General features: G+C 67.2%; 16 protein-coding genes. 8 read left to right on the plus strand and 8 right to left on the minus strand.

What is annotated here, in order from left to right; translation table 11 throughout:
• Positions 1-69: 69 nt before the first annotated feature.
• Complete coding sequence (locus tag JZ791_RS14095) at positions 70-465, minus strand: DUF427 domain-containing protein (protein WP_216894899.1); 396 nt, start codon at positions 463-465, stop codon at positions 70-72.
• 258 nt (positions 466-723) lie between these two features.
• On the minus strand, positions 724-1452 hold the full coding sequence (locus tag JZ791_RS14100) for a TetR/AcrR family transcriptional regulator (RefSeq protein WP_308162918.1): 729 nt from the start codon (positions 1450-1452) through the stop codon (positions 724-726).
• A gap of 61 nt (positions 1453-1513) precedes the next feature.
• On the opposite strand from JZ791_RS14100, the gene JZ791_RS14105 reads away from it, so the two are divergent.
• From JZ791_RS14105 to JZ791_RS14115, 3 genes are all read left to right on the plus strand, one after another.
• The gene (locus JZ791_RS14105; protein ID WP_216894901.1) at positions 1514-2323 is read left to right on the plus strand and encodes a tyrosine-protein phosphatase; all 810 of its coding nucleotides are present in this window, start codon (positions 1514-1516) and stop codon (positions 2321-2323) included.
• Positions 2324-2479: 156 nt separating this feature from the next.
• Positions 2480-2854, plus strand: coding sequence for a RidA family protein (locus JZ791_RS14110; RefSeq protein WP_216894903.1), 375 nt, complete (start codon positions 2480-2482; stop codon positions 2852-2854).
• A gap of 21 nt (positions 2855-2875) precedes the next feature.
• Complete coding sequence (locus JZ791_RS14115; RefSeq protein WP_216894905.1) at positions 2876-3457, plus strand: MarR family winged helix-turn-helix transcriptional regulator; 582 nt, start codon at positions 2876-2878, stop codon at positions 3455-3457.
• A gap of 123 nt (positions 3458-3580) precedes the next feature.
• On the opposite strand, the gene JZ791_RS14120 is transcribed toward JZ791_RS14115, so the two are convergent.
• On the minus strand, positions 3581-4402 hold the full coding sequence (locus tag JZ791_RS14120; RefSeq protein WP_216894907.1) for an SDR family oxidoreductase: 822 nt from the start codon (positions 4400-4402) through the stop codon (positions 3581-3583).
• 79 nt (positions 4403-4481) lie between these two features.
• On the opposite strand from JZ791_RS14120, the gene JZ791_RS14125 reads away from it, so the two are divergent.
• Positions 4482-5063: a TetR/AcrR family transcriptional regulator gene (locus JZ791_RS14125; RefSeq protein WP_216894909.1), complete on the plus strand. Its 582-nt coding sequence runs from the start codon at positions 4482-4484 to the stop codon at positions 5061-5063.
• On the opposite strand, the gene JZ791_RS14130 is transcribed toward JZ791_RS14125, so the two are convergent.
• Positions 5038-5874, minus strand: a complete 837-nt coding sequence (locus tag JZ791_RS14130) for a serine hydrolase (protein WP_216894911.1) — start codon at positions 5872-5874, stop codon at positions 5038-5040. The two genes, JZ791_RS14125 and JZ791_RS14130, sit on opposite strands and share 26 nt — an antisense overlap.
• 150 nt (positions 5875-6024) lie before the next feature.
• Here JZ791_RS14130 and JZ791_RS14135 point away from each other — a divergent pair, with 150 nt between their 5' ends.
• Positions 6025-6945 (plus strand): alpha/beta fold hydrolase, encoded by a 921-nt coding sequence (locus JZ791_RS14135; protein ID WP_308162919.1) that lies wholly within the window; start codon positions 6025-6027, stop codon positions 6943-6945.
• A gap of 132 nt (positions 6946-7077) precedes the next feature.
• Here the strand turns inward: JZ791_RS14135 and JZ791_RS14140 are convergent, their stop codons facing one another.
• From JZ791_RS14140 to JZ791_RS14155, 4 genes are all read right to left on the minus strand, one after another.
• On the minus strand, positions 7078-7512 hold the full coding sequence (locus JZ791_RS14140) for a hypothetical protein (RefSeq protein WP_216894914.1): 435 nt from the start codon (positions 7510-7512) through the stop codon (positions 7078-7080).
• 207 nt (positions 7513-7719) lie between these two features.
• Entirely contained in the window at positions 7720-8817 is a 1098-nt protein-coding gene (locus tag JZ791_RS14145; protein WP_216894916.1) for an FAD-dependent oxidoreductase, read from the minus strand.
• Between the two features lie 9 nt (positions 8818-8826).
• Positions 8827-9432, minus strand: coding sequence for a nitroreductase family protein (locus JZ791_RS14150; RefSeq protein WP_216894918.1), 606 nt, complete (start codon positions 9430-9432; stop codon positions 8827-8829).
• Between the two features lie 56 nt (positions 9433-9488).
• Entirely contained in the window at positions 9489-10322 is an 834-nt protein-coding gene (locus tag JZ791_RS14155; protein ID WP_216894920.1) for an LLM class F420-dependent oxidoreductase, read from the minus strand.
• A 377-nt stretch (positions 10323-10699) separates the two neighbouring features.
• Between JZ791_RS14155 and JZ791_RS14160 the strand changes: the two genes are divergently transcribed.
• The 3 genes from JZ791_RS14160 to JZ791_RS14170 all read left to right on the plus strand — a co-directional run bounded on the left by JZ791_RS14160 (position 10700) and on the right by JZ791_RS14170 (position 12805).
• The gene (locus JZ791_RS14160) at positions 10700-11671 is read left to right on the plus strand and encodes an AsnC family transcriptional regulator (protein WP_216894922.1); all 972 of its coding nucleotides are present in this window, start codon (positions 10700-10702) and stop codon (positions 11669-11671) included.
• A gap of 128 nt (positions 11672-11799) precedes the next feature.
• Positions 11800-12114: a hypothetical protein gene (locus tag JZ791_RS14165; RefSeq protein WP_216894924.1), complete on the plus strand. Its 315-nt coding sequence runs from the start codon at positions 11800-11802 to the stop codon at positions 12112-12114.
• 70 nt (positions 12115-12184) lie between these two features.
• Entirely contained in the window at positions 12185-12805 is a 621-nt protein-coding gene (locus tag JZ791_RS14170; protein WP_216894926.1) for a sigma-70 family RNA polymerase sigma factor, read from the plus strand.
• Positions 12806-12857 lie beyond the last annotated feature (52 nt).

A 12857-nucleotide genomic window follows, 5' to 3' on the forward strand; every position in this document is an offset into this window, starting at 1 on the left:
GGCGCGCCGAAGTATCGACGAGTCGTGCCGGGATGCGAGCCGACCGTGGACGTCACGGACCGGCACAGCTCAGTGTGCCTGGAACCCGCTCACCGCCGGATGCGCCTCACCGATCTCCACGGCAGCCCGGTCCTGGAAGAAACCGAGGTGATCACGCAGGATCTCGACCTCCGGGTACGGCTCGCGGTATTCCCACGCCACGGGTTCGGTCGCGTCGGCGAGCCGCCAGTAGCTCGCCTGCCCCTTGAACGGGCACCGGGACGTGTCGTCGGCGGTGACCAGGTCCTCGGAGCGCACGTCGGCGCGGGGCAGGTACAGCACGATGCCGTGGTTCTGCTCGGCGACCAGCAGGGCGCTGGTCGAGTCGGCCAGCAGCCGATCGCCGACGCTCACCCGCACCCGATTGCGGATGCGATGCACATCGATGCGGTAGTCGGGCCACTCGACCCAGCCAGAGGTTTCCATGTTCTCTCCTCGATAGTCGTCGGCGCGATCGCCGGTTGCCACCAGTACCGATCGACACGGGAAGCGGCCGAGATATTCCCGTCGCACCCGCCGGGCCACGCCGGTCGCGTGTACCCGCACCATCGCGTGCTGGTTGTGCGGGCACATCGCGGCCACCGATCGGGGGTGTGCCCCTGCAGGTCGTCCGACCGTACCGGCACGATCTCCCCGACGGCTCGGGTCGAATGCGGCGTCCATTCGCTTACAGGGCCGCCGAATTCATGAGCCGAGGCTCGAGCCGCCGTGCTCGCCGGAACGATCCGGGTCGTGGGGCTCGCCCCGAGTCCGATCGGCGGGCCCGTCCTGCCCATCCTGCCCGAGTACACGCAGGCAGAAGACTGTGACCCGGTCGATGTCCGCCACGGTCGGCGTGGTGTGGCGCCACAGGTGATCGCCGAGCGTGCCGACCACCGCGTGAGCGAGCAGCATCGCGTCGGACTCCGGCGTCGCGCAGTGCAATTCGGCCAGCGTCGGAGCCAGCAACTCGGCCAGGCGCGCGCTGGCTGAGGAGGCGCTCGGGTCCATCCCGGCGCCCGGGCCCGCGGCGTTCCACAGGACGGCCAGTGTCGCGGCGGCGATGTCGTCGTTCGCCTGGGACAGCACCGCCGCCACCCAGCGGCGCACCCGGGTGCGCGGGTCCGGTTCGCCCTGCATCCGGTGCGCCACGTAGCCGCTGAGCCGGACCGTTCCATCCTCGAGCACGGCGGCGACCAACGCGTCCTTGGACGGGAAGTGCCGATAGAAGGCATCATTGGACAATCCGGCCGCGGTCACGATGTCGGAGACCCGCGGGCGTGAGCCGGTACCGCGTTCGCGCATCACCGTCAGCGCGGCATCGAGCAGTCGGCGCACCTCACCGGCGTATTCCGCGCCGCGCTTGGTCAGCGCGCGCTGGGCGATCCGGGCGGCGAGGCTGTCGTCCGGTTCGGTAATACTGTTCTCGCCCACGAGAACAGTATTCTTGGATTGCGGCCTGTGCGCAATTGCCAGGTCATAGAAAGGGAATCCGGTGCCCGAAACCGACACAGCCGACACCGCAGGTCCGGTGAACGCCCCGATCCGCGTGCTGAACCTGGACGGCCCCACCAACTTTCGCGACCTCGGCGGTTACCCCACCGCCGACGGTGGTCAGACGCGCTGGGGCATGGTATTCCGTGCCGATGCCCCCGCCCGGCTGACGCCCGCCGATCATACCGCGATCGAGCGCCTGGGTCTGCGCGTCGCCTACGATCTGCGCACCGACTACGAGCGCGACCGATCCCCCTCGGCACTGCCCGATTCGGTGCGCCGCGAGATCCTGGCGATCGGCGGCGACGCGACCTACACCGCCATCCGCGGCGCCGGCCAGGACGTCCCCGAGGACTTCCTGCACCGCATGTACCTGGCCATGGCCGACGCCGACGCACCGATATTCGGCCGCCTGCTCACCGCCCTGTCCGCGGGCGAACTGCCCGCCCTGATCCACTGCACGGCGGGCAAGGACCGCACGGGCGTCGCCGCGGCCCTGCTCCTGGCCACCCTGGGCGTGGACGACGCCACCATCCTGGACGACTACGAACTCAGCGCCATCCATTTCACCGACCGCCAGATCAGCCGTGTACTGGCCAAGCACGGTGAGATCGACGCGGCGCGGTACCGCACCTTCTTCGGCGCGCCGCGCTCGGCGATGGAAGGTCTGCTGACGGCGTTGCGAGAGGGGCACGGCAGCGTCGAGCAGTACCTTCTGGACGCTGCGAACGTCGCGCCCGAGGCGCTGGACCGCCTTCGGTCGACCCTGGTCACCCCGCTCATCGAGCCGGATATCGGGCAACCCGGCTGACAGACCGGCTTCGAGCGATTTCCCATAGCAGCCGAGCGCGGCCCGTGGGATCGGCTCGAACACCTTCCCCGACGAGTCGGCGATCTCCTGAGCGATAAATCTCTTACCGCTAAGATATAGTAGTGGACCGTACCCACGTCGTCCCGAGGAGATCCCGTGTCCGCTGCCGTGACCGACCAGCATCCGTACAGCCCCGCCGTCGTGGCAGGCGGATTCGCCTTCGTCTCCGGCGCACTGTCGGTCGATGAGAACTATGTGCCGGTCCCCGGCCGGGAGGCGGCCCTCGGCGCCGCGGTGGAACGCACCCGCGACCGGCTGGCCACCGTCGGCGGCGTCCTCGCCGACATCGTCAAGCTCACCTACTACGTCACCGATCTGTCGCTGCGCGAGGAGGCCAACCGGCAATTCCTCGAGCTGTTCGCCGCGCCGCGCCCGGCCCGCACCTTCGTCGAGGTCAGTGCGCTGCCCTACGGCGCCACCGTGGAGATCGACGCAATCGCGCAGGTGCGCAACGGATCCGCGGCCGAGTAGCCTACCGGTACCGTCATGTCGATGTCCGAGACTTCGTCCGGCACAGTGGGAGGAACCGTGGCTCGCCAGTCGAAACCAGACCGGGACGCGGTCGATCACATTGTCGCGCAGTGGAACGAGCAGTGGCCTGCCCTGGACGTCTCGGCGCTCGAGGTGTTCGGCCGGATGCACCGCAGTTATCTGCGCTATCAGTCCGCGCTGGCGGCGCTGTTCGAGCAGCACGGCATCAACATGGCCGCCTTCGATGTCCTTGCCGCACTGCGTCGCTCCGGACCGCCGTATCGGATGACCGCCGGGCAGCTCGCCGATACAGCGCTGGTCACCACCGGCGGGATCACGTTGCGGGTGGATCGGCTGGAGAAGGCCGGACTGGTGGAGCGCGAGCGGGATCCCGACGATCGGCGCGTGGTCTACACCTGTCTCACCCCGGCCGGGCTGCGGGTCGTGGAGGAGACCGCGGCCGACCATTTCGCCAATGAGGCGCGCATGCTGACCGGGCTCACCCCCGACGAGCAGCGCCGCCTGGCGGGGTTGCTGCGCAAACTCGAGCAGTCGATCATCACCGCCGAAGCGGGCGACCCCGCCGCCGTGGGCACGGCATAGCGGAACTCTCGGCGGCGAGGTGAGTACCGAAGCATTGCAACCCGAACGTCGTCACCCGGGGCACGTCCCAGGGGCTCAGCCGCCCGAACCTGCCTGAGCGAGATCGAGCGCTGCGCGTCCGGGTCACAGACCCCCGCGCCGCGCGGCGGCTACCGCGCCGCCGTCTACGAGCAGATCTGTTCCAGTGACGAACGTGGCGTCCGGGCCGAGCAGGAACGCGGCCGCCGCGGCGATGTCGGCGGCGGTGCCCAGCCGCTTGGTTCCGGATGCCGCGACCATCGCACGCATCCCGGCGCCGGACTCGTTCGCGAGTTCCTGACGACCCATCGCGGTGCTGATGACTCCCGGACTGATGCTGTTCACCCGCGCGCCGCGCGCACCCCACGCCATGCTGGCCACCTGCACCCGTATCTGATTGGCCCGTTTGGCCACCGCGTAGGCCGCGCCGGGCTGGGCCAGGTCCGAGGCGGTCAGCAGCGGTAGCTCGAGCAGGTCGTCGGAGGGGGTGGACGCCAGCGCTGCCTCCGCTTCGTCGGGCAGGTACCCGGCGGTCAGGCTGCCCGCCATACTGGCGATCACCACACCGGCCCCACCGGGCGCGATGACCTTCTCGAACTCGTCCAGGAAGAACGCGACCCCGGCCAGATCCACCGCCAGGATCGCCGCGGTCGATGCCTGTGCGGGAGACAGACCGGCGGTGTGCGCCACCGCGGTCACCGGTCCCAGCGCCGCCGCCTGCTCGGCCAGCGCGGCCACCGAATCGCGACGGGACACGTCCACCGACTGCGACCGGACCTGATACCCCTCCTCGGTCAACATCTCCGCGACGCGCCGGAGGGCCTTCTCGTCGAAGTCGGCCAGCACCACCTGCCGCCCGGTCCCGAGGCGGCGGGCGATCGCTTCACCCATACCGCCGACGCCGATTACCACGAGTACCTCGGTCATCGTGCTCCTTCGCACCAAATGCAATACGAATCGTCTCGCTTTTGGATGGAGAGTACACCGCTCGTAGGCTGAGCACGTCATGACTCAGTCCCGTCGCGGCCCCAAACGCAGCGAAACCTCGCGGCGAGCCATCCTCGAGGCCACCCGCGACATCGTGCAGGCCGACGGCTACGACCGGCTGTCGCTGGACGGCATCGCCCGCCGCGCCGGCGTCGGCAAACAAACGATCTACCGGTGGTGGTCGTCCAAGGCCGCCGTCGTCGTCGACGCGGTCCTGGACGGATTCATTCAACTGCCGACGCTCGCCGAACCCACCGGAACCGACACCGTCGAGGCATTGCGCGAATGGCTGCTCGCCTTCCACGAGCAGATCGGCTCCCCGATGGGCGCGGCCCTGGCTCAGGGCCTCACCGCCGCGGCGGCCTCCGACGCCGACGCCGCGGCACGCCTCTACAGCCGCTTCACCGGCCCCCTGCGCGAGCACCTGCGTCAGCAACTGGCCACCGCGGCCGGCCTGCGCCCCACCGCCGATCACCTCGCCGCCGCCGACGCCCTGATCGGGGCGCTGATCTTCCTGACGCTTTCCCGGCAACCGATCGAACCCGGCTATCTCGACGGGCTCCTCGACGTCACCCTCAACGGCCTGCGCACACACCCCTGAGCACCTGCGTGCCGATGTCGCGCATCACCGACAACACCTCGTCGCGCACGGACACTTCACCTTCGGCCCAGTTGGCGATGACCGCATACGCCACCGTTCCCGCACTGCCGGTGACGACGCCGACGTCGGCTCGCACACCGATATCGGTGCCGGTCTTGTTGCGTAGCAACACCCCACGGTCGGACACCGTATGCGCCAGCGGATCGAGTCCGAACGCGGACGCGACCATCGACATATCCACGCCGAGCGACATCCAGTCCGCCAGACGCCGAGACACGGCCGGTGACACCACTTTGTCCTCGACGACGTCCATCATCAACCGAGACAGTTCCCCCGCCGTGCCGACAGACAGCATCGGAGGGTCATCGGGTGACCTGTCATCGCGAACCCGGTCGAGCAAAGCCGTTGCGCACAGGCCCATCTCGTCGGCGAGAGCCTGAACGCGCCCGAGCCCGACATGGTCCAGCAGAACGTTCGTAGCCAGGTTGTCGCTCACAGACGCGATCAACACGGCCAGATCGGCAACACTCAGCGCGTCGGCACGCAGATGCTGCCAAAGCCCAGAATCACCGACCATCAACGAGGGCTGCCGCGACAACAGCAGATCCCCCTCCAACTCGCCGGCCTCCACCTGTCGCGCAACCTCCGCCAGCAACAGCAACTTGCCCACACTCGCCGTCGACAACCGCCGATCCGCCCCCAATTCCGCAAGCACACCACCCGAGCGCGCCCGCAAGCAGACCGACCACGTCACGAAAGGCAGCCGCCGCCCCGCATCGGACACCACTGCTTGAATCGGCGAGATCGTCATCGCCAGATGCTAAGCGCCGCCGCAACGCCGCTGCTCCTATGCGTCATCAGGGAGTTGATTATTCGCCGACGGGAAATACCTTACTTGCAATTCTCAAGTATGAGTGACAAACTCAAGTCCTCTGTGAGACCGAGCCAAGAGGGGGCGCCCGTGTCCAATGCCATCGAAGGTGTGCGGCCTGCCTGGGTCGATGACCGCCTGTTCCCGTTCGAGAGTCACTTCGTCGAAATCGACGGGCACACCGTGCATTACGTCGACGAGGGGTCGGGCCCCACACTGCTACTCCTGCATGGCAATCCGACCTGGTCGTTCCTGTGGCGCGATGTGATCCGAGCTCTGCGCGACGACTTCCGGTGCATCGCCCTGGACTACCCGGGCTTCGGTCTGTCGACGCCGAAGCCCGGCTACCGCTACCTGCCCGAGGAGCACGCGGACGTGGTCACCGGGTTCGTCGACGCGCTCGGCCTCGAGGGGGTCACTCTGGCCGGGCAGGACTGGGGCGGCCCCATCGGGCTTGCCACCGCGCAACGGCGGCCGGGTGTCTTCGACCGGTTGGTGCTCGTCAATACCTGGGCCTGGCCGGTCAACGGCGTTCTGCACTTCGAGGCATTCTCTCGCATCATGGGCGGATTCCCGATCCGCTTCCTGGTCCGGCGATTCAACCTGCTCGTCAACGCGTTCATCCCCACGGGCCACCGAAGGCGGAAGCCGACCGCAGCCGAGGTGACCCACTACCGTCGGGCCCTGGACACCCCCGAGCGGCGCCAGGCCTCCGCGGTGCTCCCCGGCCGGATTCTCACCAGCCGGGCCTTCTTCGCGGAGGTCGAAGCTGGTCTTGCCGACCTCGCCCACCTGCCGACACTGATCGTATGGGGTGACGCCGACATCGCCTTCCGTACCCAGGAGCGCGAGCGTCTGGAAGCGACCTTCCCCGAGCACAAGACCGTGATCGTCGAGGGTGCCGGCACCTACGTGGAGTCCGACGCGCCGGAGGAGTTCGTCGCCGCGATCCGCGACTGGGCAGCGACGCAGCGCGGAGAGGTAAATCGTGTGGATGAGACAAACCGGTAGACCGCCAAGTCGAGGTCTTCCGATCCGGTGAACTCGGTTGCCGCCGATCCCGGATGAGTCACGCGGAGGCGGGCAACGAGAACGGGACGGTAGGCATCCATCGCTGACCGCCCGAGACACTCCACGGCCAGCCTAAATGTGCCCGCGGAACGCGCCGTTCCGAACACCGACATCCGATCGGCTCCGCCACAGCGGCAACGTCGTCCCCACTGCCTGCCCGCCGATCCGGGCGCCGCGCAGACGCCACCGCTCGGCAATGGTGAGGATGCCCCCGGCGATCAGGAAGATTGCCGCCAAGAGCGCCCCGGCGATCGCCAAGCCGCGGATGTCCGCGATCGAGGCGATAATCGAGATTGCGGTCGCTGCGAGCCCGATCAGCAACAAGACGAACCCTGGCCAATATCTGGCATTCGCCACATCTTCCATGGGCTGCGCCTCGTCGGGACGGGCGATATCGACGGCATTATCGAGCGGGGGGATCTCCTCGCCACCGTTCATCATCATCGTGTCAACACCTCTAATTCGATTGCCGGGAACTGCTTGTGCAATACCCGGCAATTCCGGCACGAACCACCACGTTCGTCCACGCGACACCTATCGGAGCCTGCCCGATGATCCACGGCGTGATGATCTGCCGGACGCCGATGAGATCAGCACCCGGGCGTGGCGTATTACGAAATCACCCGGCTTCACGACCGGACGGGCCCCGGTTACCCGAGCGACCGCGAACTAACCGACCGGGCAAGGTTTCGGGCCGCCGGCGATCATCGCGGTTTATCGGGTTCGGCTGTTGTGGAGCCAGTTCAGGTATTCGGAGAATCGTTCCACATAGGACAATGGTGTCGGCGCCGCGGCCATGGTGTCCGCGTGCCGTCGCACGTGCCGGTACCGGTCGATCCTGTCGTCCTGGTACGCGGCCAATGCCGGTGCGATATCGGCGCGACGCAGGCAATCACCGAGCACGCGGGCGTCCTCGATACCCAGCGAGGCCCCGGACCCGATGTGCGGGGACATCGCGTGTGCCGCGTCTCCGGCGAGTACGACCCGGTCGCTGGCCCAGCGAGAAATGGCGGGTACCACGGCGACTCGGCTGTGCAGGACCGATTCTTCGGGGGTGGCCAGGACGGCCTCGCGTAGCGCGAACGGCCATGTCCCGTCGTGCAGGTTCGATACCCTGGCGAGGGCTTCTTGCTTGCCGTTCCTGGCGGCACTGGTGGTGGCGCCGAATTGGGCGATCACCCAGCAGCAAGAACCGTCGGCGAGGCGCATGAGCGCCCCTCGGGTGCGATCGCGCCCGAGCACGGGGCAGCCATCGCCGATCTCGCCGTCGAAGGGCAGCACCGCCCGCCACACGTGGTGCCCTCCCTGGTGACGGCTCTCGGTGCCCGGGGCGAGAATCGCGCGCACCCGCGAATTCAGGCCGTCGGCGCCGACGAGCAGGTCCGCGCGTTCGTGATCGCCGTCGGCGTAGTGAACGGTGACGCCATCACGGTCTTCGACGTAATCGACGAGTTCCTTGCCGGTGCGCAGGTCGTCCTCGCCGACGGCGGAGGCGAGTAACGCGCTGAGTCTCGGGCGATAAACGGTCCGGGCCGGTGGCATTTCGGTCGTGTCGAACTCGGCGCCGGAGAAATCGCGATAGCGCACGACACTCCGTTCCGATTTGATCTCGGCCAGCCGCACGCCGAGCCCGAGCCGTTCGAGTTCCCGGATCGTGTGCGGCCACACCCCGAGAACCGCGCCGGTCTCCCTGATCCGCGGCGCCCGCTCCCGGACCGCGACCTCGAAACCCGCCCGGCGCAGGGAAAGTGCGGTGCTCAACCCGACGATTCCCGCACCGGCGATGATCACCCGGCCCACCGCAGTCCTCATACAGGTCCTTCACCAAGTCTCGAAATGCATGACATCCGCGATCGGCTTCCGCTTGACCGGACGGAACGATCGGGCCGGCCACCCCACCGCCATGGTCACGCCGATAATTTTGTGATCCGGCACGCCGAGCAGTGCTCGGACACCCCTGGTGTTGAGATGATGAATGCCGGTCGGCGCGATCCCCAAGCCCAGCGCCCTTCCGGCTACGAGCATGTTCTGCGTTGCCCCGTACATAGCCGAGAACTGGTAGCGGTCTTCTCTCGGGTCGCCGGGAACCCACGACGATCCGCAGACGAAGATGAGAACCGGCGCCTCCCGCAGGGTGGTCAACAGGTGATGCGCACCCTCTCCCATACGACGCTTCACCGGGTCGGTAGCACCCGCGAGCCGCGCGCGGACGGCGTCGAGTGACGAGATGTCGGGAACCATGGTCTCGTGCAGACGCGCACGCTGTTCCGGTGACTTGACCACGACGAAGTCCCAGAGTTGAGAGTTCTCGGGACTCGGCGCCCTGGTGCCGGCCCAGATCAGTTTCTCGATCAGCTCGTCCGGCACCGGCTCGTCGGACAACCACCGCATGGTCATGGCCGACTCCATCGCCTCAAACACGTCCATGCTGTACCTCCACGGTTTCGCCTTTCGAAAACAGTCGTCTCCCATGGGAGCCGGGCCTAGCCGAGCTGGGAGAGGGCGCAGGCGAGAGGCTCGAGCACCGCCGGGTCGAGCGGCGGCCGCAGGGGGATGATGGCGAGCCCCAGCCCCTCCTCCCCCAGCGCCGCTGCCGACGCGACGGTGGCTCCTATGTCGCCGTCGTACATCACGGGGCTCGACAGGAGAATCTCGCTGGGATCTCTGCCCAGGTCGTCGCAGTGGGCATGCAGGACGTCCCTCTTGCGGGCGAATTCCTGTGGGGTCCCGCCGAGAAAGCTCCAATGCTGCGCGAAGCGGGCCGCCGTGCGCAGGGTGCGCTTCTCACCGTTACCCCCGATGCAGAGGGGCGGGTGGGGGCGCTGGATGCCTTTGGGTTCGTTGCGGGCGTCGGTCAGTTGGTAGTACCTGCCCGAGAAGGTGGTCGTCTCCTGGCTCATCAGGCTGGTGAGCACCTCGCAGGCCTCCTCGAACCGGTCGCTGCGCTCGGCGGGCGTACCGAGCGGAATGCCGTAGGCGGCCGATTCCTCCTCGTTCCAACCTGCTCCTATCCCCAGCTCCAGCCGGCCTCCGGAAATGATGTCGAGGGCCGTCGCCATGTTGGCGAGGACGGCGGGATGTCTGTAGGGGATCCCTGTCACCAGGGTTCCGAATCGGAGCCGCTTGGTCGCCTGGGCCAGGGCGGTCGTGACCGTCCATCCTTCCAGGCACGGCCCTCGGCTGTCGGAGAAGATGGGATAGAAGTGGTCGAAGGTCCATCCTGATTCGAAGACTTCGATGTCGTCGGCCACCTGCCAGACGGTCAGTATCTCGGCCCAGGTGGTGTTCTGAGGGGCAGTCCTGAAAGCGAATCGCATGCCGTGCTGCGTCCTGTCTCGTGGTTCCTTCGTTGCTCAGCGCGGATCGGCTGCGTCGTCCGGCGTCGGGTGATGCGTCGAAGTCCGGCAAGCCTATGCCCAGACTCGGACATCACAACCGTTGTTAGTCCGAATCTAGACCCAATTAGGACGATATTCGGACTCACACAACGTACGTTCCGCAAGAGAGAGAAGTCAATGACAGAAGTCCCGCGCAGGCCGGATATGACCCCCGATGACGCATTCGGGCACACGCCCGAGGGATGTTCGGGTCGCGGAAGGCGTAGGTTTCACCGAAGCGGAGACTCCGAATATCGGCTGTTAGGGTCGATATCCGGATTTGATGTCGCTACGATGTCCGAGTCAAGGAGGTTCACGTGCGCGAGCTCGACCCGCTGGACAGAAAGATCTTCGGCCTGCTGGCCGAGAACGGGCGCATGTCCAACCTCGAGGTCGCCGCACATGTCGGCGTGTCGGAAAAGACTGTGCGCCAGCGGATCCGCCGATTGATCGAGCGCGACGGTATGCGGGTCGTAGCCACCATGGACCTCGCGGCGCCCCCGTCGCGGCTCATCGTCCTGGTGCGGGTCGAGTCGGGCCGGCGATTCGTCGTCGCCGACCGCTTGGCGGCGATGCCCCAGGTGGATGAGGTCCACCTGACCACGGGGGCTTACGAACTGATCGTCCTGGCATCGTTCGAATCCGACAGCGACGCTCTCGAGTTCTACGTCCGCCACATCGAGCAGGGACCTGGAATCGCGGAGTCACTCTCGACGCACGTCGTCGAGACGATCACCCGCAGCACCGCTACCCGCCCGGACCACTTCGCGCAGTTCGACGAGCAGGCGTCGACGGTCGGCAGCATGTCCGAACTCCTCGACCTCGCCTGCGACGTGGCCACCGCGTCGCTTGGCGCCGACCGAGTCCACGTGGCCACCGGGAACATCCGGCCCGCCGACTCGGCGCTGTCCCCGTCGCCGTCCGCGATGCGCTGGCGGGGCCTGTCATCTCGCTACGTCGAAGAAATCCGCATCAAAGGTCAGGCCGAGGGAGTCATCCTTCCCAACATCGTCAAACACAACCAACACGTCTTCGTAGCCGACGCCCAGACCGACCCGCTCTTCCAATCCGTGACCGACCTCGTGCTCTCCGAAGGTTTCCACAGCTGGATGGGCATGCCGGTCTGCAGCGACGACACCCGGCGCGGCACCCTCTGCCTGTACTGGAACAACATCATCACCTACCGGGAAGACCTGGTCCTGCAAGCCCAGGAACTGGCCGACACCCTCGGCAAGCACCTGACGCGTTACTCGCCCGAATCACCGGACGCCTCGCCGGCGCCGGCCTGATCGGCCAAACCCGCTGCCGTCGAGACGAATTCCATCGGTCCATGCCTCGGGAAGAATGCTGTCGCGCACGCCGACGCCACCCCGGCCACTGAAATCGCCGTGGAGACAGCGGGTTCCAGATCGTCGGGATGTGCGACAGCCGGATCCCGTTCGCGATCATCGACATCCGCATCGCGCTCGGCATGCTCTTCAACGTCGTGGACGACGAGTCGCTCACCCATCGCGACTATGACGACGCGCCGGGCCGACGGCGATATCTGCGTCTCCCGGGCCGATCCGCACTGCTGTCCGGGGACCAGCTCACCTCCCTCACCCGTTCGCTGCGTGTATCCAATGCTGTACTGCGACAAGTCGGCTGGACACCCCGCTACCCTTCCGCTCACGAGGGACCGGCCGCTACCGCCCGCGCTCTCCAGAGGACCGGTCCCGGCAGCAACCTCTGATAGCTCCAGCAGCATGGAAAGCGTTGCGCTCGCATCGGTTCGACAGCGCCGGGCCGGGTAAGTCGCGACCATGACGGTGATCGACCAGAGATACGAGAGCCACTCGGTACAGGGCGGCGAGGTGCGGACGGACGGCCCCCAACAGGGACTGGCCGATTTATTGCTACGAGTGGCGGCCCGCGATGACGACGCGTTCGCCGAGTTCTACCAGCGGACCCACCGTCGGGTGCTCACCTCGGCCCAGCAGGCCCTCGGCGGCGGGCTCATGCTCGCCGAGGAGGTCTCCCAGGAGGTGTACCTACAGGTTTGGACGCGTGCCCACACGTACCGGCCGGACAGGTCCACACCAGTCGGTTGGCTGATGATGCTGACGCGCCGGCGTTCGGTCGACCGGTTCCGTTCCGAGCGCAACGCCGCCGACCGGGACACGGCCTACGTGCGCCGGGAAATACCGATGCCGGACGATCTGGTCGCCGAGACGGTGAGCCGGCGCCTGGATGCCGAGCAGGTGCGGCGCGCGATGTACGCCCTCTCGCACGACCAGCGAACCCTGATCACGATGGTGTACTACCGCGAGTGGACCCACCGCCAAGCCGCGGACTACCTGAACATCCCCCTCGGGACGGCCAAGAGCCGCATCCGCACCGGCATTCTGCGCCTGGCCTCGTGCGTGGGTGAGCGACTGCCGTAAGCCGTTCTCGAGCCCCGACCGGATCCTGGATGCCCGTGGTAGGGGGATGTCC

Source organism: Nocardia alni (genome assembly GCF_019038435.1).
GTDB lineage: Bacteria > Actinomycetota > Actinomycetes > Mycobacteriales > Mycobacteriaceae > Nocardia > Nocardia alni.